General features: G+C 69.8%; 21 protein-coding genes and 1 pseudogene. 12 read left to right on the plus strand and 10 right to left on the minus strand.

Annotation, left to right across the window (positions count from 1 at the left end; all coding sequences use genetic code 11):
* Positions 1–4: 4 nt before the first annotated feature.
* From J7E93_RS01725 to J7E93_RS01745, 5 genes are all read right to left on the minus strand, one after another.
* On the minus strand, positions 5–937 hold the full coding sequence (locus J7E93_RS01725) for an RNA polymerase sigma-70 factor (RefSeq protein ID WP_308367551.1): 933 nt from the start codon (positions 935–937) through the stop codon (positions 5–7).
* A gap of 85 nt (positions 938–1022) precedes the next feature.
* A complete protein-coding gene (locus J7E93_RS01730; protein WP_215065415.1) occupies positions 1023–2228 on the minus strand; it encodes an NAD(P)/FAD-dependent oxidoreductase in 1206 nt (401 codons plus the stop codon).
* A gap of 197 nt (positions 2229–2425) precedes the next feature.
* Entirely contained in the window at positions 2426–3268 is an 843-nt protein-coding gene (locus J7E93_RS01735) for an ETEC_3214 domain-containing protein (RefSeq protein ID WP_215065416.1), read from the minus strand.
* A gap of 104 nt (positions 3269–3372) precedes the next feature.
* Positions 3373–3915 (minus strand): GNAT family N-acetyltransferase, encoded by a 543-nt coding sequence (locus J7E93_RS01740; RefSeq protein ID WP_215065417.1) that lies wholly within the window; start codon positions 3913–3915, stop codon positions 3373–3375.
* Between the two features lie 149 nt (positions 3916–4064).
* Entirely contained in the window at positions 4065–4439 is a 375-nt protein-coding gene (locus tag J7E93_RS01745) for a VOC family protein (protein WP_215065418.1), read from the minus strand.
* A gap of 289 nt (positions 4440–4728) precedes the next feature.
* Here J7E93_RS01745 and J7E93_RS01750 point away from each other — a divergent pair, with 289 nt between their 5' ends.
* The 4 genes and pseudogenes from J7E93_RS01750 (at position 4729) to J7E93_RS01765 (ending at position 6173) form a co-directional block, all read left to right on the plus strand.
* Complete coding sequence (locus J7E93_RS01750) at positions 4729–5115, plus strand: CPCC family cysteine-rich protein (RefSeq protein WP_215065419.1); 387 nt, start codon at positions 4729–4731, stop codon at positions 5113–5115.
* Positions 5112–5631: pseudogene (locus tag J7E93_RS38265) on the plus strand (hypothetical protein). Before J7E93_RS01750 ends, J7E93_RS38265 begins: the two are co-directional and overlap by 4 nt.
* 4 nt (positions 5632–5635) lie before the next feature.
* Complete coding sequence (locus J7E93_RS01760) at positions 5636–5905, plus strand: type II toxin-antitoxin system Phd/YefM family antitoxin (protein ID WP_019434848.1); 270 nt, start codon at positions 5636–5638, stop codon at positions 5903–5905.
* Positions 5898–6173, plus strand: coding sequence for a type II toxin-antitoxin system RelE/ParE family toxin (locus tag J7E93_RS01765; RefSeq protein WP_215065420.1), 276 nt, complete (start codon positions 5898–5900; stop codon positions 6171–6173). The genes J7E93_RS01760 and J7E93_RS01765 overlap by 8 nt, the downstream gene beginning before the upstream one ends.
* 285 nt (positions 6174–6458) lie before the next feature.
* On the opposite strand, the gene J7E93_RS01770 is transcribed toward J7E93_RS01765, so the two are convergent.
* Positions 6459–8552 carry a DEAD/DEAH box helicase gene (locus J7E93_RS01770; protein ID WP_374105347.1) on the minus strand — a complete coding sequence of 698 codons (2094 nt, stop codon included), beginning with the start codon at positions 8550–8552 and terminating at the stop codon, positions 6459–6461.
* A 229-nt stretch (positions 8553–8781) separates the two neighbouring features.
* Between J7E93_RS01770 and J7E93_RS01775 the strand changes: the two genes are divergently transcribed.
* Positions 8782–9033 (plus strand): hypothetical protein, encoded by a 252-nt coding sequence (locus J7E93_RS01775; protein ID WP_215065422.1) that lies wholly within the window; start codon positions 8782–8784, stop codon positions 9031–9033.
* Entirely contained in the window at positions 9033–9425 is a 393-nt protein-coding gene (locus tag J7E93_RS01780) for a DNA-binding protein (RefSeq protein WP_215065423.1), read from the plus strand. The genes J7E93_RS01775 and J7E93_RS01780 overlap by 1 nt, the downstream gene beginning before the upstream one ends.
* Before the next feature lie 119 nt (positions 9426–9544).
* Here J7E93_RS01780 and ychF read toward each other — a convergent pair whose 3' ends face one another.
* Positions 9545–10633: a redox-regulated ATPase YchF gene (gene ychF, locus J7E93_RS01785; RefSeq protein WP_215065424.1), complete on the minus strand. Its 1089-nt coding sequence runs from the start codon at positions 10631–10633 to the stop codon at positions 9545–9547.
* 185 nt (positions 10634–10818) lie between these two features.
* Between ychF and J7E93_RS01790 the strand changes: the two genes are divergently transcribed.
* On the plus strand, positions 10819–11442 hold the full coding sequence (locus J7E93_RS01790) for a DUF6542 domain-containing protein (protein ID WP_215065425.1): 624 nt from the start codon (positions 10819–10821) through the stop codon (positions 11440–11442).
* A 107-nt stretch (positions 11443–11549) separates the two neighbouring features.
* Here the strand turns inward: J7E93_RS01790 and ppgK are convergent, their stop codons facing one another.
* Together ppgK and J7E93_RS01800 are read right to left on the minus strand one after the other, a co-directional pair.
* Positions 11550–12293 (minus strand): polyphosphate--glucose phosphotransferase, encoded by a 744-nt coding sequence (ppgK, locus tag J7E93_RS01795; RefSeq protein WP_215065426.1) that lies wholly within the window; start codon positions 12291–12293, stop codon positions 11550–11552.
* A 34-nt stretch (positions 12294–12327) separates the two neighbouring features.
* Positions 12328–13344, minus strand: a complete 1017-nt coding sequence (locus J7E93_RS01800; protein ID WP_215065427.1) for a 4-hydroxy-3-methylbut-2-enyl diphosphate reductase — start codon at positions 13342–13344, stop codon at positions 12328–12330.
* 80 nt (positions 13345–13424) lie between these two features.
* On the opposite strand from J7E93_RS01800, the gene J7E93_RS01805 reads away from it, so the two are divergent.
* The 4 genes from J7E93_RS01805 (at position 13425) to J7E93_RS01820 (ending at position 17270) form a co-directional block, all read left to right on the plus strand.
* Positions 13425–14768: an APC family permease gene (locus tag J7E93_RS01805; RefSeq protein WP_215065445.1), complete on the plus strand. Its 1344-nt coding sequence runs from the start codon at positions 13425–13427 to the stop codon at positions 14766–14768.
* Positions 14769–15097: 329 nt separating this feature from the next.
* Positions 15098–16318: an exodeoxyribonuclease VII large subunit gene (xseA, locus tag J7E93_RS01810; protein WP_215065428.1), complete on the plus strand. Its 1221-nt coding sequence runs from the start codon at positions 15098–15100 to the stop codon at positions 16316–16318.
* A 10-nt stretch (positions 16319–16328) separates the two neighbouring features.
* The gene (locus J7E93_RS01815; RefSeq protein WP_215065429.1) at positions 16329–16550 is read left to right on the plus strand and encodes an exodeoxyribonuclease VII small subunit; all 222 of its coding nucleotides are present in this window, start codon (positions 16329–16331) and stop codon (positions 16548–16550) included.
* A gap of 129 nt (positions 16551–16679) precedes the next feature.
* Positions 16680–17270, plus strand: a complete 591-nt coding sequence (locus tag J7E93_RS01820; RefSeq protein WP_215065430.1) for a malonic semialdehyde reductase — start codon at positions 16680–16682, stop codon at positions 17268–17270.
* Between the two features lie 137 nt (positions 17271–17407).
* On the opposite strand, the gene J7E93_RS01825 is transcribed toward J7E93_RS01820, so the two are convergent.
* Positions 17408–17941: a DUF4245 domain-containing protein gene (locus J7E93_RS01825; RefSeq protein WP_215065431.1), complete on the minus strand. Its 534-nt coding sequence runs from the start codon at positions 17939–17941 to the stop codon at positions 17408–17410.
* 118 nt (positions 17942–18059) lie between these two features.
* Between J7E93_RS01825 and glpX the strand changes: the two genes are divergently transcribed.
* Positions 18060–19091, plus strand: coding sequence for a class II fructose-bisphosphatase (gene glpX / locus J7E93_RS01830; RefSeq protein WP_215065432.1), 1032 nt, complete (start codon positions 18060–18062; stop codon positions 19089–19091).
* Positions 19092–19107 lie beyond the last annotated feature (16 nt).

Genomic DNA, 19107 nt, shown 5'->3' on the forward strand with positions numbered 1-19107 from the left:
GGCATCAGCCGCGGACGTCCGATCCCAGGGTGAGCGACGTCTCGAATTCCACTCGGTTCAGCTTCTCCGGGTTGCGGACGTAGTAGAGGCCGGTGATCCGGGCGTCCTCGACACAGGCCGCCATGACGCCGTCCATCTCCCCGTCCAGGTGTACGAGGAGTGCCGGGTTGCCATTGACCACGGTGGGAGCGACGGTGATCGGGAGTTCGTTCCTGCCGAGACCGCCGAGCATGAAGCGGGCCACCTTGTCGGCGCCGGAGATCGGCCGCGGCGCGGCCTTCTTGAGGCCACCGCCGTCGCTCATGAGGACGACCTCGGGGGCGAGCACGTCGAGGAGACTCTGCGGGTCCCCGGTCGCGAGGGCGCGCTGGAACGACTCCAGAGCCGCCCGGGTCTCGCTCGCGGAGACCACCCGGCGGGGGCGGCGGGCATCGACATGCTGGCGTGCGCGGTGCGCGATCTGCCGTACCGCCACGGGGCTCTTGTCGACGGCGGCCGCTATCTCGTCGTAGCTGACGTCGAAGGCCTCACGCAGCACGAAGACGGCGCGTTCCGTCGGGGACAGCGTCTCGAGGACGAGCATCATCGCCATCGACACGCTCTCGGCGAGCTCGACGTCCTCGGCCACGTCCGGCGCCGTGAGCAGCGGCTCGGGCAGCCACTGCCCGACGTACGCCTCCTTGCGGCGCTTCATCGAGCGCAGCCGGTTGAGCGACTGGCGGGTCGTGATCCGGACGAGGTAGGCACGGTGGTCGCGCACCTGCTCCAGGTCGACCTTGACCCACCGCAGCCAGGTCTCCTGGAGGACGTCCTCGGCGTCGGCGGCCGATCCGAGCATCTCGTAGGCGACGGTGAAGAGCAGGTTGCGGTGGGCGACGAAAGTCTCGGTCGCCGGGTCGGTGGCGTCGTGGTCGGAGGCCTTCGGTCGTGGATCCACGGCAGATTCCTTTTCGTCTTCGGCGGTTCTAAGCGACCCGCCAGTTCGGTGCGATCGAGAGGGGCACCCGACCACGTGTGCCTCGCTATGCTGCCGGTTCGGCGAGGGCCGGGGCCTCGCCGCGCTCGCCCTGCAGCAGCCGCTGGCGCTGGTCGCCTCCTGAAACGCGGTGCAAGCCGTACGAACCGGGCTTGCCCGCCTCGTCGGCCAGGTGCTTGACGGTGCCCTTGCACACGAACTCCTTGAGCTTCGCGCCCGGGCGACCGTCGATGTGGAACCACAGGGCGACGTCGTTCCTGTGGGCGAACTGGAAGATACCGGCGCCCCGGCCCAGGCTGATGCACTGACCGGCGAACACCTGGTTGAGGGTCGAGGGCTGCTCTCCCGCAATCCGGCTGAGCACCGTGTCGGCGGCCCGCGCGCCCAGGGGCATCGCGGCCTGGCAGCTCATCCGCGCCGGCAGGTTCGACGGTGCGGCCGAGTCGCCGGCCGCGACGATGCGCGCGTCGTCCACGCTGGTCAGCGTCTCGTCCGTGACGAGGCGGCCCAGGGCGTCGGTGGTCAGCCCGCTGCGCGCGGCCAGGTCCGGCACGCCGAACCCCGCGGTCCAGACGGTCACGGCGCTCGGCAGCTCGCGGCCGTCGCCGAGCCGCACGGCATCGCGGGTCACCGCCGTCACCTTCGTGCCGGAGCCGTCGATGACCGTCACACCGAGCTTGGCCAGCCGCCTGGCGACGGAGCGGCGGCCGCGGGTGTGCAGGTACGGGCCGAGAACGCCGCCGCACACCAGGGTCACCGCGTGTCCGGCCTCCGCCAGCTCGGCGGCGGTCTCGATGCCGGTCGGACCGGCGCCGACCACCGTCACCGCCGCCTCCCCGGGCACCGCGTCGAGGACCGGCCGAAGCCGCTGCGCATCCTCGAGGGTGGCGATCGGGTAGGCGAACTCGGCCGCTCCGGGCACGCTCGGGTCGGCGCTGCCGCTGCCCACCGCGTAGATCAGGTAGTCGTAACGGACCGCGCCGCCGGCCGCCAGCGTCACACCGCGCCCGTCCGCGTCGATCCGCGTCACGGTGTCGACCACCAGCCGGACCCCCTGGCCCAGGACGTCCCGGTAGTCGACGACGGCGTCGTCGGACCCGCCCACCAGCTGGTGCAGGCGGATCCGCTCGACGAACTTCGGGCGCGGGTTGATCAACGTCACGGTCACATCGCCACGCTGCGTCAGGCGATTGGCGGCCATGACACCGGCGTATCCGCCGCCGATGACGACGACATCGGTGTTCTCGGTCATGGTGTCTCCTCCGATTGCAGGGGTTCGGCCTCAAGACACCGCATGACGGATCCCTGTGACATCACGTGACGCAGGTCACTCCACCTGGACCCGCGAGACCGACCGGAGAAACCAGGAAGGGCCCGGACCGGACGGCCCGACCCCTTTCCCCACCAAGCACGTCCAGCACCGCCATGCCGCAGCGAGAAGATCTCCAGCTACGGGCGGACCGTGATCCGGTCGACGTCGATCTGCTTCGGATACACCTTGCTGAACTCAGTGAAGGGGTCGGTCTCCGCGTACGTGTTCACAACTACCCGACCGAGGCGCTGACGGTCCGATGGGCCCAGCTCCTGCCAAGGACGGACGACTTCCAGGAACTGTCGGGTTCTGTTGTGCCATTCGGCCCACGGTTCGAGGGCCTCTTCCGTCTGGTCCTCCGTAAGCGCGGCGCACGTGTCGTTGACCCCCCACGCCAGACTTCGGTAGCTCGTAGGGTTGCCGCCGTAGAAGACATGAAAGGCATAACTGGATGACGTCCCTCCCCGAGAAGCCTTCACATTCACGGCGGGGCTCTGTTCCACGTCCTGGAACCGGGTCGCGCGGAGCGTAACGCGGGAATGGGCAGACCCATTGCGGAATGTGAAGGTCGGGCGGAAGTCCTCGTAGCACGAGGTGACAGCGAACGCCACACTCGCGCCGTCACTGTCAGCTACGACATCGACCCAATATTCCGGCCTGGGCGAGAACGTGCTGTAGGTGAGATCTCCGCCGTTGGGCGTACGGCGGTACAACGGCGCCCCGAGGACCGCTCGGAAGCTTTCCAGTGTGTGGCCGGCGCGCAGTCGCCCCAGCTTGGCGTACTCGATCGACCGCCAGTCGTCCTTGGCTCTCCATTCGACAACCGACACGACAGCAGTCGTGAGGGTGCTGATCGCGGTTACCAGCCCGGCGGCGAAGAGTACGACCTTAGAGGGGAGACTGCGCCCGGTCAGCCGGTCGAAGCGTTCCGCGAGACTGCCCTGGCGCCGCCGTCGTTCCTGGCCGTCGTCCGATCCCATGCCCGGAGATTAGGGGCCGACCAATCGGTCGGACGACGACGCTCCGATCTACTGTCCTGAGCTGTCCTGAGCCGAAGATCTCCTGACGGTTCAGGACAGAACACCTAGCCCTTCGAGTCCGGCTTCCAGTCCTGGGCGAGGAGCCCGAGCAGCACCTCGTCCAGGAACTCGCCCATCACCCAGGCCGAGGAGCGCAGCACGCCCTCGCGGACGAAGCCGTTGTGCTCGGCGGAGCGCAGCATCGCGGCGTTGTCCGACAGCGTCTCGATCTGCAGCCGCTGCAGGCCGCGCACGACGAAACCGTAGTGGCACAGCGCCCCGACCACGTCGGTGCCGTAGCCCTTGCCGCGCGAGGACGGCAGCAGCCCCAGCCCGATGTGCGCGGACCGGTTGTGATTGTCGATGCCCCACAGCGTCGCGGTGCCGACCAGCGTGCCGCCGTCCAGCTCCACCACGGAGAACGGGACGTGCCCCTGCTCCTTGTCGTCCACCACGAGCCGCGGATCCTTCGAGCCGGGCGTGATCGGCCGCCACGGGCCGCCTTCGGCCCGCGAGGCATTGACCACGTCGTCGTAGAGCTCGGCCCGCAGGACCGGGATGTCGTCCTCGTGCCGGGCCCTCAGCCCGACCTTGTTGCCCTTCAGCATGCAGGCTTCCTATCCGACCGGGCCGGCCTTCGGCAACCGAATAGGAGGCCGGCTCACTTGCCCGACGAACGCCAGGAAGTGCTCGACTTTGCCCTCGTAGCGCCTGTGCTGGCGGCAGCCATTGAGCCGGGACAGTAGGCCCGACGGGCTCAGTGGAAGCAGAGGCAGAACGGATGGCCGGCCGGGTCCGCGTAGACCCGCCAGTTGGCCCCCGGGCGGAGCTGGTCCGTCCGCTCCAGCACGGTCGCACCGAGGGCGAGCGCCCGCTTCTCCTCTCCGTCGAGATCGTCCACGTCGAAGTCCAGGTGGAGCTGCTGCGGGCGCTCGTGGCCGGGCCATTCGGGCGGTCGGTAGCCGTCCACCCGCTGGAAGGCCAGCGGGGTGCCCTCGAACCCGTGCACCTCGACCCAGTCGGCATCCTCCGGGTCCGCGACCACCCGGCCACCGAGCAGATCCGCGTAGAACTCCGCAAGCCGTACCGGTTCAGCGCAGTCCAGCGCGACCGCCTGCAGCTTTCGAATCACTTCCGACACCCCTCACTCTTCGGCCGCTTCCGCGACTCCAGTACGGGAGGGGTCGTACCCGCCACCGCGGCGGGCATGCGCGGCGACACGCGGACCGCCACCGGGCCCGAGCAAGGCACGGTCCCACCCCATGCCATCCCAGCACGGGAAAATCAGCGGCCCACCCCGAAAGGCCGGACCCCTTCCGATGACTGTGTACGACTGTCCTGCGGACTGAACGCGGACTGGCCGGCGTGCGGAGGCAGAGAAATCCATGGCGCACGGCCGGACCTGCAACGAGACTGCGCAGGTGAGCGACCGCTACCCCTGTCCCTGCTGCGGGCACCGCGTGCTGGACGAGATGCCCGGCTCGTACGAGATCTGCCCCGTCTGCTTCTGGGAGGACGATGGGGTCCAGTTCCGCTGGCCGACCATGGACGGCGGGGCGAACAAGGTCTCCCTCATCGAGGCCCAGCGCAACTATCAGGACTTCGGTGCCTGCGACCAGCACGGCCGACGGTACGTCCGCCCTCCGGCCGAGGACGAGCCGCTCGACCCTGCCTGGCGCCCCATCGACCTGACGCGCGACTCCTTCGAGGACTGGGAAGCCGACGACCGCGCCCCGTGGCCCGACGACCGCTCGGTGCTCTGCTGGTGGCTCCCCACCTTCTGGCGCCGCGACCACCCGGCGTCATGACCTCCCACATCGAGCGACTCGTCCAGCAGCTCGATGGCGAAGCCGGCGCGTCCAACCGGGTCGGCAGGGCCCTGTACACCCCGCTGTTCCTCACGGCCGCCCCGCGCCCGGTCAACATCGCCCGGTTCCAGTTTCTCGACCCCACGAGCCGGGATTTCTTCCCCGACTGGGAAGCCTCCCTGAACACCACCGTCTCGCCGTTACGGACGGAAGCCGGACGCGCCGCACGACGCGGAACTCACCACCTTGATCGGCGAACTGGTCATCCGCGACGACGAGTTCCGACTCGCCTGGGCCAAACACAACGTGCGGCTGCACCACATTTGGCCGCAAGCCCTTCCACCACCCGCCGAAAGGCAGCACGCGACGATCTGGAAGCTCACCTGGCATTACGCGGCGCTGTCATCACCCCGCCACGGACGACAGGAATCCAGCACGGTGCGAGTTCATCCAGCACATCCAGCACCAGGCGGCCTGACCAAGATGGTGTACACATGGCACACTCGGTACACTTGAGCGCATGACACAGCCGCTGCCCATAGAGTCCATCCGCGACGTGCGCGCACACCTGGCTGAGGTCGTGGAGCGCGCGGATCGCGACGACGTACCCACAGTGATCACGCGCCGAGGCAAGGAAGTCGCCGCCGTCGTCTCCATCGAGGTGCTGCGCAAGTACCAGGAGTGGGAAGAACGCGAGATCAACCGGATCATCGACGAGCGCATGGCCAACCCGGCTCCCGGCATCCCGATCGAGGACATCATGAGGGAGACGCTGGCGCGAGGTGAGTGAGTACCGAAGTGAGTACCGAACCGTCTTCCGGCCAGAGGCGCAGGCCGAACTTCGGAAGATCCCACGCGACATGGCGCTGCGCATCCTGGCCAAGCTGACCGACCTGGAGAGCGACCCCCTCGGCTTCAACACCACCGCGCTCGTGTCGCAGCCGGAACGCCGTCGACTGCGAGTCGGCGACTACCGCGTCGTCTACACGATCGACAACGGGGAACTCGTGGTGTGGGTCGTACACGTCGGGCGTCGCTCCACCGTTTACGACACCTGACGCCGACTGACTGGCGTCAGAATATCCAGCACCCATCCAGCACGGTGACGACAAAGGGGCCGACTCCGGGAGGAGTCGACCCCTTCTGACCTGCATGCTTGACGAATCACTTAGCGCGCAGTATCGAAACGACTACACATTGAAGCGGAATGCCTGCGAGCCGATCCTGACCTGCGACGGAGCCTCACTCGGGGCTCTGACCTGGGGTTTCCTCGTTGGCACGCGTTGACTCCAGACAGCTGTTCACGGGTGTCCCGCGGACTGTCTGCGGACCGTGGGACACCCTCACTCGGATGACGTGGGCCTCTCGTCCGTCATACCCAGACGAGCCTGTTCCTCCTCGACGATCCGACGTGCCAGCTCCGTGTCCGACACGTCGACCGCGTCCGGGGTGGCTTCGGCCACGGCGCTGCGGCGGGCATAGGCATCGAACAGGCGCGTCTTGGTTTCCAGCATCTTCACCATGCGTTCGTCCACGCCTCCGGTGGCGAGGAGACGGTGCACGCGAACCGGCCTGACCTGGCCCATACGGTGGGCCCGGGCCACCGCCTGATGTTCGATGGTCGGCTTGATCTGGGGTTCGCAGATGACGACGACGGAAGCGGCCTGCATGTTGAGGCCGACGCCCGCTGCCTGGATCTGCCCCAGGAGCACCGCCGGGCCCTGGACACCGGCGAAGTCGTCGACGATCTCCTGGCGGCGCTGGGCCGGGACGCCGCCGGTCAACGGACCGAACACGGGAGCGGCCCTGGCGGTTTCGGCCGCGAGGGCCTCCTTCACCACGGCCAGTACGTCCTTGAAGGTGGAGAAGACCACCGTCTTCTGCCCGTTCTCGCCGGCCTCCTGAACGATCTCCCGAAGCCGTTCCAGCTTGGCCGACTTCTCGGGGCGCATGTACGCGGCCCTGCGCATGGCCATGAAGTTGCCCGCGCGCACGGCTTCGCGGTACGCCTCCTCGTCCGAAGCACTCAGCTCCTCCCACTCGTCGGTCTGCTGAAGGCTCGGGAGTTCCGTCAGCACGTCCTCCTGGTTGCGCCGCAGGTAGACCGGGGCCACAGCCTTGCGAAAGGCGACCGATCCGGCCAACGCGTCCCGTTCACCGAGGGAGTCCGCGACGTCGCCGTCGAGCATCCGGACCAAGTTGCGGAACTCCACGACCCTGTTCTCCATCGGGGTTCCGGTCATGAAAAGGGTGCGCTCGCAACGCTCCGCCCACAGGCCGACCGCCTGGGACCGCTTGGCCTTCGGGTTCTTCACGGAGTGCGCTTCGTCGACCACCAGCAGCCCGACCTCCCCACCGCCCGGAGCGGGAAAGCCGCGCAGCGCGTCGAACGTGGTCACCCCGACGCCACCCCGCCCCTTCCAGTCGGCGAACGCGTAGTGCCGGTCGGGACCGTGGAGCACCATGACGCGCAGGGCGCTGCGGGCCTCGATCTCCCGTGTCCAGTTCACGAGGACGCTCGCGGGGCAGACGACCATGAAGTGACTCTGTCCCTCGGCGGCCAGGTGGGCGAGGACGGCGATCGCCTGGATGGTTTTCCCGAGGCCCATCTCGTCGCCGAGTATCACCTTGCGCTGCGCAAGCGCGAACCGTGCGCCGAACGCCTGGTAGCCGCGCAGGGAGACCCGCCGGTGCGTGTCGTCGAGGTGCTGGGTCCGTACCCGCTCTGCAACCTCGTCCGGCAAAAACCCCTCTGCGGCAGCCGCGTCCGGCGGCCGTCCGGAGATCTCGGCGAGCAGGCTGTAGTACTCGGCGGAGCGGAGTTCGAAGTCCACCCAGGCCGCAACGTCGGACGAAGGACCCCGGAGCAGGTCCACCGACGCCTGGGCGAGCAGCTCGGGCAGGCCGGCCTGCTCCGCCTCGTCCACCAGCGACCGGGTCGCGGCGACCGCCGCCCACGCGCGAGCCCTCTTCTCCCGGCCGGCCAGAAGCATACGGACCCTTCCGGCGGCCGGCCTCGCGTCGGCCAGCAACGGACCGAGCCGTTCCGTCAGGGCGGTGGCCTTGTCGACCGCACGCCGGGCCTCCGGGCCGGCCTCCACCAGTACGTGCGGGGCCATGACGAGCGCGGTGGTGCGCGGTTCCGGCCGGTCCACGTCGATGTGGACGGCCACGGTCTCGTGCACGGCCACGGAAAGCCGGCGGGCGGCGGCGAGCATCTGGTCGACGGTGCGCTGCCCGACACCGGGAATCTGCCGCAGCTGGTAGGGGCCCGCTTCAAGAACACTGCCCAGGGTGCGCAGTCCGCTCTTCTCGACGCTCCCCAGCCGCAGCCGCCCTTCGGTGACGTCCTGCAGCCGGGCGACGGGAAGGGCGTCGAGCTCCCGCTTCACCGCCGCATCGTGGAGCGGTTTCAGTGCTGCCCTTACCGCCCCCACTGCCCTTCCGTGGTCACCGACCACTGTCTGCGCCGCCTCGTACAGTCGCGCTCCCCTCTCGACCGTGTCCCGCTCGCCACGCCCCACGCTTCCCGCCCCTCTCCGGCCCTCCCCGCATCCTCCCACCGCCCCCGGCCTCGACGGGCGTTCGCAGCTCCCTGCGGACCGACCGAACCCCGGCTCGGTCATTCACACCCTCGGACTTGCGACCGCCGGTAGGATCGGCACCATGAGCGGTAGTAGGAAGTATTCGATCAGCCTGCCCGAGGATCTCGCCGAGGCCGTACGCGCCCATGTCGGGCCCGGCGGTTTCTCCGCCTACGTCGCCGAGGCTCTCGAACAGAAGGTCGCCATGGACAAGCTGCGGGAGATCGTCGCCGACTTCGAGACCGACAACGAAGCCCTCACCCGCGAGGAGGTCGAGGCGGCCCGGGCGCTGCTGCGCCACGACCACCGGCAGGCCGGCGGGGCCGCCGCCTGATGCCCGGAACCCTCCTGCTCGACAGCGAAGGACTCTCGAAGCTCTACCGCAAGGACCGCACCGTCGCGGCTCTGGTCCAGGCGGCGTCGGAGGAGGGCGTCCGCGTCGCCACGAGCGCCATGACCACGCTAGAGGCCGACTACGAGCGCATCCACCCGGCCCGCATCAAGTGGGTCCTCTCCCGTATCGACGTTCACGACGTCACCAAGGAGATCACCGACCAGGCCGCCGCGCTCCTGCGCGCCCATCACCTGCACGGCCACAAGTACGCCATCGATGCCGCCTTCGCCGTCATCGCCCGCAACGCACCCCGGCCGGTCACTCTCCTCACGTCCGACCCCGAGGATCTGACACTCCTTTGCCGCCCTTCCGTGGAGGTCGTCAAGGTCTGAGGCTGCCTCACGCCGACCAGACCTGCCGCCGCCCCACATCGCGGGCAAGGACTCCACACGGACAGACGCCTGTGCCCGACCCACCAACAGGCGGGTCGGGCACAGTTCTTGACGAGACGTCACACGTTGAAGCGGAACTCCACCACGTCGCCGTCCTGCATCACGTACTCCTTGCCCTCCATGCGCGCCTTGCCCGCCGCGCGGGCCTCCGCCACCGAGCCGGTCTCCACCAGGTCGGCGAAGGAGATGACCTCCGCCTTGATGAAGCCCTTCTGGAAGTCGGTGTGGATCACGCCGGCCGCCTCCGGGGCCGTCGCGCCCTTCTTGATCGTCCAGGCGCGGGACTCCTTCGGGCCTGCCGTGAGGTAGGTCTGCAGGCCCAGGGTGTCGAAGCCGACGCGGGCCAGGGTCGCCAGGCCCGGCTCCTCGGCGCCGACGGACTGGAGGAGCTCCATGGCGTCCTCCTCGTCGAGCTCGGCGAGGTCCTGCTCCAGCTTGGCGTTGAGGAAGATCGCCTCGGCCGGGGCGACCAGCGCGCGCTGCTCGTCCTTGAAGGAGTCGTCGGTCAGCTCGTCCTCGTCCACGTTGAAGACGTAGAGGAAGGGCTTCGTCGTCAGCAGGTGCAGGTCGTGCAGGAGCTCGGCCTTCTCCGAGCCCTGGAGGATGCCCTGCGAGAAGAGGGTGTCGCCCTTCTCCAGGATCTCCTTGGCCGCTTCGACCGCCGCGACCTTCGGGCCCACGTCCTTCTTGATCCGGGCCTCCTTCGCCAGACGCGGCAGGACCTTCTCGATCGTCTGCAGGTCGGCGAGGATCAGCTCGGTGTTGATCGTCTCGATGTCGTCCTTCGGCGAGACCTTGCCGTCGACGTGCACGACGTTCTCGTCCTTGAAGGCGCGGATGACCTGGCAGATCGCGTCCGACTCACGGATGTTCGCCAGGAACTTGTTGCCCAGGCCCTCGCCCTCGCTCGCGCCGCGGACGATGCCCGCGATGTCCACGAAGTCGACCGTCGCCGGGAGGATCCGCTGCGAGCCGAAGATCTCGGCCAGCTTCGTCAGGCGGGCGTCGGGGACCCCGACGACACCGACGTTGGGCTCGATCGTGGCGAACGGGTAGTTGGCCGCCAGCACGTCGTTCTTGGTCAGGGCGTTGAACAGGGTCGACTTGCCGACATTCGGCAGACCGACGATTCCGATCGTGAGCGACACGTTGGCGACTTCCCTAGCGGTGTGGAGGGGGTGTGGATGGTGGGCCGATCCCCCAGTTTACGGGCGGTGCGAACCGGCCGACGACGCGCTCTCAACGGCGGTCTTCGGCCGAAGTGGGCGGCAACGTCACCCAAAGGGCGTGTCCCGGGCCGGTACGCCGCCCCATCCCGACCTACGTTGGTGGGGTGGAGCAGCACAGGACAAGTCAGCCCCAAGGCCGCCGGCGGCCGCAAACCCCTCTCACGCCGCCCGGTGCACTCGTCGAAGGCGCCTCCGTCTATCGCGTCGCCGCCCGTACCGGGCAGCCGGGCCGCGGTCGGGTCGAGCGGGCCGTGCCCGTACGCCCCGTACGGGCACGGCCCGTGCCGCCCGTCGTCCTCGCCGTGCGGCGGCTGCCCAACCCGCGGCTGACCGGCCTCGGCGCTGGGCTCTTCGCCTCCGCCACGATGCTGGTGCTCGGCTTCCTCGACTGGCTGATCCTCGACGGCCAGCCGATCGTCTACGGCCTGCTGTTCCTGCCGGTCAGCGCCCTGACCGCGCTCTGGGTCCGCACGGCCGACCTCGTCACGGCACCGATCAGCGTCCCGATCGCCTTCGCCGTCGGCGTGGTGCCCATCTCCGGCGGCACAGCGGGCTTCGGCGGACAGGCGATGGCCGTCGTCACCGCCCTCGCCGTCCACGCAGGCTGGCTCTACGGCGGCACGCTCGTCGCCGGGCTGATCGCCAGCGTCCGCAAGGTACGGGACATGGGGCGCCGACAGCGTGCCGCCGCTCTGCGCGGCCAGGCGGCCCGCCGCCCCGCTCCCTAGTAGACGGACCGTTCCGCCCCCGGTCGGCAGGCCGCCCGCCGCCCCGCCCCTTAGACGGAGCCCCGCTGCTCCCAGGCCCCCAGTCGCCGTGCCCCGTCGGACACGACCTAACGCGCCGCCGCCGCCATCGCCGCGCCCACGATGCCCGCGTTGTTCTGCAGCTCCGCCGGGACGATCTCCGCCCTGATCCCCTCGATCAGCGGCAGGAACCGGTCCGCCTTGCGGCTCACTCCCCCGCCGATGATGAACAGCTCCGGCGAGAACAGCATCTCCACATGGGCCAGGTACTTCTGCACGCGTCGCGTCGCCCAGTGCTCCCAGGTGAGGTCCTCGTCCTCCTTCGCCTTGGTGGAGGCCCGCTTCTCCGCGTCGTGCCCCTTCAGCTCCAGGTGGCCCAGCTCCGTGTTGGGCACGAGCCGGCCGTCGACGAAGAGGGCCGAGCCGATGCCCGTCCCCAGCGTCAGCAGGATCACCGTGCCCTTGCGGCCCCGGCCCGCCCCGAAGGTCATCTCGGCGACGCCGGCCGCGTCCGCGTCGTTCAGGACCGTCACCGGCAGGCCGCCCAGGCGGTCGCCGAGCAGCTTGCCCGCGTCGACGCCGATCCAGCCCTTGTCGACGTTGGCCGCCGTACGGATCGTCGAGCCGGTGACCACACCGGGGAAGGTCACCCCGACCGGGCCCTGCCAGCCGAAGTTCTCCACCACCTCCGCGACACAGCCCGCCACACCGTCGGGTGTGGCGGGCTGCGGGGTCAGTACCTTGTGGCGCGTCTCGGTCAGGTCGCCTCGCTCCAGATCCACGGGAGCGCCTTTGATTCCCGAGCCGCCGATGTCCACTCCGAAGACGTTCATGGACCCAACGGTAGGGGGAAACGCCGGCCGAAAGTCACTTCTCGAGGAGTGCCGCCGCCTCGGCGCGCAGATCCTTGTTGCGGAGCTCCTTGGGGAGCGAGAACGTCAGGGACTCGTCGGCGGTCTTGACGATCTCCACGTCTCCGTAGCCGCGCTCGGAGAGCCAGGCCAGCACTTCCTCGACCAGGACGTCCGGGACGGAAGCTCCGGAGGAGAGACCGACGGTCGTGACGCCCTCCAGCCAGGCCTCGTCGATCTCGCTCGCGAAGTCGACCAGGTACGCGGCCGGTACGCCGGCCTGCTTGGCGACCTCGACCATACGGATCGAGTTCGAGGAGTTCTTCGAGCCGACGACGATCACCAGCTCGGCCTCGCCCGCGAGCTCCTTGATGGCCGTCTGGCGGTTCTGGGTGGCGTAGCAGATGTCGCTGGACGGCGGGGAGATCAGCTGCGGGAACTTCTCCTGCAGCGCGTCCACCGTCTCCATGGTCTCGTCGACCGAGAGCGTCGTCTGGGAGAGCCAGACGACCTTGGAGGGGTCGCGCACCTCGACCGCGGCCACGTCCTCCGGGCCGTCGACCAGCTGGATGTGGTCGGGGGCCTCGCCGGAGGTGCCGATGACCTCCTCGTGGCCCTCGTGGCCGATCAGCAGGATGTCGAAGTCCGCCTCGGCGTACCGCACGGCCTCCTTGTGCACCTTGGTGACCAGCGGGCAGGTCGCGTCGATGGTCGCCAGACGGCCCTGCCGGGCCTCCTCGTGGACGGTGGGGGCCACGCCGTGCGCCGAGAACATCACGATGTTGCCCGGGGGAACCTCGGTCGCCTGGTCGACGAAGATGGCGCCCTTCCGCTCCAGGGTCTGTACGACGTACTTGTTGTGCACGATCTCGTGGCGGACGTAGATCGGCGCGCCGTACTGTTCCAGGGCCTTCTCCACGGCGATCACGGCACGGTCCACGCCCGCGCAGTAGCCACGGGGAGCGGCGAGCAGGACACGCTTCGGACGGGGGGTCGCGGGCGTCGACGCGGGCGTAGCAGTCATGCGTCCCATCGTAAGGCCGCGTCACCCTACGGCCGTCTGCGGCCGCGTCGCTCGGGCGGATGATCCGCACCGTGGCCGAGACTGAGCGCATGGCCGAGGAAGCACAGGTGGCGGAGCACACCGGACTGCGACGGAACCTTGGGTTCCGCGATCTTGTCGTCTACGGGCTGCTCTTCATCGCGCCCATGGCACCCGTCGGTGTCTTCGGCACCCTGGACGCGAAGTCGCACGGCGCGGTGGCGCTGGTGTACGTCGTCGCCACGGTCGCGATGGCGTTCACGGCGTACAGCTATGCGCAGATGGTACGGGTCGCCCCGCTGGCGGGCTCCGTCTTCACCTACGCCCGCAAGGGTCTCGGCGACGGCCCGGGGTTCATCGCCGGGTGGATGGCGATGCTCGACTACATGCTGATCCCGGCCGTGGCGTACCTCTTCTCGGGGATCGCGATGGAGGCGCTGATCCCGGCGGTGGACCGGTGGGTGTGGACCGGGATCGCGGTGGTGATCACGACCCTGCTCAACCTGTGGGGTGTACGGGCGGCGGCGCGGGTCGGATTCGCGGTGCTCGCCATGGAGATCGTGGTGCTGCTGACCTTCATGGTCTCGGCGGTGGTCGTTCTCGTACGGGACGGGGCGCGGCGCGACTGGTGGTCGCCGCTGACCGGCGACACCTCGTTCTCGACGGCGGCCGTGGTGGGCGCGGTGTCGGTGGCCGTGCTGTCGTACCTGGGCTTCGACGCGATCGCCTCGTTCGCGGAGGAGGTCACCGGGGGGTCGGCGAAGGTGGCCCGGGCGGTGCTGTTCTGTCTGGCGCTCGCGGGCGTGCTCTTCGTGGCCCAGACCTATCTGGTGGCGCTCCTCGAACCGCTGTCGTCGGCGGAGCTGGCGGCCGATCCGGCGAAGCAGGGCTCCGCGTTCTACGACGCGGTGGACGTGTCGGTGGGGACCTGGCTGCACGATCTGGTCGCGGTGTCCAAGGCGATCGGCGCGGCCTTCGCCGCGCTGGCGGGGCAGGCGGCCGCGGGCCGGCTGCTCTTCGCCATGGCCAGGGAGCGGCGGATGCCGCATGTGCTGGCCCGTACGGACTCGGGCGTGCCGCGGCTCGCCCTGCTGCTCGCCGCGGCGGTGACGATGGTGGCGGCGGTGTGGGCGGCGCAGCGGGACGACGGCCTCGACCACCTGGTCTCGGTGGTCGACATCGGGGCGCTGACGGCGTTCGTGCTGCTGCACGCGAGCGTGGTGGGGTGGTTCGCGGTACGGAGGATGGAGGGGCCGCCGCACTGGCTGCGGCATGTGGTCATGCCTGTGGTGGGGGCGGTGATCCTGGTGGCGGTGATCGTGGAGGCGGCGACGTCGGCACAGATCGTGGGCGTGGTGTGGCTCGGGGTGGGTCTCGTGGTGCTGGCGGTGCAGGGCACGACCAGGCGGGCGTGAGACGGCGCCCTGCCGGGCATCTGCCGGTCGGTCAGGGCCGGGCGCCCCGGCCCGGGCGGTCCGGTCCGGGCGGTCCGATCCGGGCGGTCCGATCCGGGCGGTCCGATCCGGGCGGTCCGATCCGGGCGGTCCGATCCGGGCGCGCCTAGGTCCGGGCGGCGCGCGGCCCTGTCAGGGCCGGCCGGTGCCCTGCGGGTGCGGTCCGGTCGGGACAGAGGCCGGTGCCCTCCCGGCCCCCGGCCCCTACCGGCAGTGCGGGTGGGTCCCCCTCGGTGGGCGTACGTCCCCAGGCGCCCCCGGTTGTCCCACCCGGCCACTACGCTCGGCGCATGGGTCTCACTACGTCCGCCGAAGCGCCGCTGCCCGTCGGAGAGGTCTCCCGGCTCATCGGGGGGTGGATCGACCGGCTCGGAGCCGTGTGGGTCGAGGGGCAGATCACGCAGCTCTCGCGGCGGCCCGGTGCCGGGGTCGTGTTCCTGACGCTCCGGGATCCGTCGTACGACATCTCCATCGGTGTCACCTGCTACCGCCAGGTCTTCGACGCCGTCGCCGACATCGTCTCCGAGGGCGCCCGGGTCGTTGTGCACGCCAAGCCCGAGTGGTACGCGCCGCGCGGGCAGCTGTCCCTGCGGGCGGTGGAGATCAAGCCGGTCGGCATCGGGGAGCTGCTCGCCCGCCTGGAGCAGCTGAAGCGGAGCCTGGGCGCCGAAGGCCTGTTCGCGCTCGACCGCAAGAAGCCGCTGCCCTTCCTCCCCCAGCTCGTCGGCCTGGTCTGCGGACGCGCCTCCGCCGCCGAGCGGGACGTCCTGGAGAACGCGCGGCGCCGCTGGCCCGCCGTCCGGTTCGAGGTGCGCAATGTCGCCGTCCAGGGGGTGAAGGCGGTGCCCCAGGTCGTCCAGGCCGTGAAGGAGCTGGACGAGCACGACGGGGTGGACGTGATCATCGTGGCCCGGGGGGGCGGCAGCGTGGAGGATCTGCTGCCGTTCTCGGACGAGCAGCTGATCCGGGCGGTCGCCGGCTGCCGTACGCCGGTGGTCTCCGCGATCGGCCACGAACCCGACGCGCCACTGCTCGACCTGGTCGCCGACCTGCGGGCCTCCACGCCGACGGACGCCGCCAAGAAGGTCGTACCGGATGTCGGGGAGGAGCTGGACCGGGTCCAGGGGTTGCGGGAGCGGGCGCTGCGGACCGTGCGGGGGCTGCTCGACCGGGAGGAGCGGGGGCTGGCGCACGCGCTCGCGCGGCCCGTCATGGAGCATCCGCAGCGGATGGTGGAGCTGCGCGAGGACGAGCTCGACGCGCTGCTCGCGCGCAGCCGCCGGACCCTGGGGCACCTGCTCGACCGGGCCGACTCGGAGCTGTCGCACACCCGGGCCCGGGTCCGGGCGCTGTCGCCCGCGGCGACGATGGAGCGCGGGTACGCGGTGCTCCAGCGGGCCGACGGGACGGTCGTGCGTTCCCCTGAGGAGGTCGCGGTCGACGAGGAGCTGCGGGCCAGGGTCGCTGCGGGCGAGTTCGCGGTGCGGCGCGTTGTCGGGCCCGGCGCATAGGGTGGTTTCCATGGCAGCCACCACGGAAGAGGCGCTCGGGTACGAGCAGGCACGCGACGAGTTGATCGAGGTCGTTCGACGCCTTGAGACGGGCGGGACGACTCTGGAGGAGTCGCTCGCGCTCTGGGAGCGCGGAGAGGAATTGGCGAAGGTCTGCCGGCGTTGGCTGGAGGGTGCGCGGGCCCGCCTGGACGCCGCCATCTCGACGGCCGAGGCCGAAGAGGACGAGTAGGGCGGGAGGGGCGGACACCGGGAGATGTGAACCGGATCACTATCCGGTTGAGATAGTTGAAAATTAACCAATCGCCGCCGTACGGTGAGGGCATCGCTTGATCCCCTTGCAGTCCGGAAGGTACGCAGCATGTCCCTCGCCCTTGACCCCGCCGCCCAGGACCTCCTCTTCCGTGAGGCCCGTACCGCCAACACCTTCACCGACGAGCCGGTGACCGACGAGCAGGTCCAGGCGATCTACGACCTGGTGAAGTTCGGCCCCACCGCCTTCAACCAGTCGCCGCTGCGCATCACGCTGGTCCGCTCCGCCGAGGCCCGCGAGCGCCTGGTGAAGCACATGGCCGAGGGCAACCAGCCGAAGACCGCCGCCGCCCCGCTGGTCGCGATCCTCTCCGCCGACAACGAGTTCCACGAGGAGCTCCCGGCCCTGTTCCCGCACTTCCCGCAGGCCAAGGACGCGTTCTTCGCCGAGCGCCCGGTCCGCGAGAGCGCCGCGCTCCTCAACGCCTCCCTCCAGGCCGCGTACTTCATCATCGGCGTCCGCGCCGCCGGCCTCGCCGCCGGCCCGATGACCGGCCTCGACTTCGCCGGCGTCCAGAAGGAGTTCCTGGACGACGACCACACCCCGCTCATGGTCGTCAACATCGGCAAGCCGGGCGAGGACGCCTGGTTCCCCCGCTCCCCGCGCCTGGCCTACGACGAGGTCGTCACCACCGTCTGAGCCACGACGCGAGAAGACCCCCGCGCACCTCGGTGCCGGGGGTCTTCTCCGTATCCACGCCTGCGCCATCCCTGCTCGTGCCGGGATCCGCGCCTGTGCCGGGATCCGCGCCTGTGCCGGGATCCGCCCCTCCGCGCTCAGGCCTTGTGGGGCCTCAGCGCGCCGGCCATCTCCGCCAGCCGCTCGAACGAGGCCGTACCCGTCACCACGGTCGTCGCCCCGCCCTCGGTGCGCACCAGGGCGTCGTACTTCGGTCCCTCCCAGCGCTGCCAGACCTGACCCGCCACCGTCTGGGTCTTCCCGGAGTTCTTGGCCTGCTGGGTGACGTCGGGGACGTACTTCTTCGGCTCCGCCGTCGACTGGTGGATCGCCACGTACTGCGTGTCCGGGTCGAGGAAACCCAGCTGCCACGCGTCGGCGTTCTCGCGCTTGTACGAGACCACGGTCGCCTTCCAGCCCTCCCCGAGCCCCTCGGGGGCCAGCACCGGGTACGGCGCCGCCCGCTGGGCCGTGATGAGCTCGACGCGGTAGTCCTTCGCCTTCACCGGGTCCGCGTGCTCGTCGTGCGGGATGAAGAAATACATCACGCCCGCCGCCACCATGATCACCGCCAGGGACTGGAACATCCCGCGGACCGTCTGCCTGCCTCGCATACCTGCCACGCCCCCCATGGTCGCATCATGGTGTTGTGCTCATCCGTGGGGCCCTCTGCTCAATATGTCGACGTACCGATAGAGTCGCAGGACCCTCTTCACTTCCGGCCGTCGCCGTACAGAAAGGTGCGCTCCGATGACCGAGCATCACTTGCCGTCCGAGCTCGAGGTCTCTCCCGAGGCCCCCGACCGCAACCTGGCCCTGGAGCTGGTGCGTGTCACCGAGGCCGCCGCCATGGCCGCCGGCCGCTGGGTCGGCCGCGGCGACAAGATCGGCGCGGACGGCGCGGCGGTCAACGCCATGCGGACCCTGATCTCCACCGTCTCGATGAACGGCGTCGTCGTCATCGGCGAGGGGGAGAAGGACGAAGCCCCCATGCTCTTCAACGGCGAGCGCGTCGGCGACGGGACCGGCGCCGAGTGCGACATCGCCGTGGACCCGATCGACGGCACCACGCTCAACGCCAAGGGCATGCCGAACGCCATCGCCGTCCTGGCCGCCGCCGACCGCGGCACCATGTTCGACCCGTCCGCGGTGTTCTACATGGACAAGCTGGTCACCGGCCCCGAGGCGGCCGACTTCGTCGACATCGACGCCCCGGTCCCGGTCAACATCCGCCGGGTCGCCAAGGCCAAGAACATGGCGCCCGAGGACGTCACGGTCGTCATCCTGGACCGCCCCCGTCACGAGGGCATCGTCAAGGAGATCCGCGAGACCGGCGCCCGGATCAAGTTCATCTCGGACGGCGACGTCGCCGGTTCGATCATGGCCGTCCGCGAGGGCACCGGCGTCGACCTGCTCCTCGGCATCGGCGGTACGCCCGAGGGCATCATCTCGGCCTGCGCCATCAAGTGCCTCGGCGGCGTCATCCAGGGCAAGCTCTGGCCCAAGGACGAGGCGGAGCGCCAGAAGGCGCTCGACGCGGGGCACGACCTGGACCGGGTGCTCTCCACCAACGACCTGGTCAGCGGAGACAACGTGTTCTTCGTCGCCACCGGCATCACGGACGGCGAGCTGCTGCGCGGCGTCCGCTACCGCTCGGAGACCGCGACCACCTCGTCCCTGGTGATGCGCTCGAAGTCCGGCACGATCCGGCAGATCGACTCCACGCACCGGCTCTCGAAGCTGCGCGCGTACAGCAAGATCGACTTCGACCGCGCGAAGTAGCACCACCCGCGGACGA

The organism is Streptomyces sp. ISL-36 (assembly GCF_018614205.1).
Classification (GTDB): domain Bacteria; phylum Actinomycetota; class Actinomycetes; order Streptomycetales; family Streptomycetaceae; genus Streptomyces.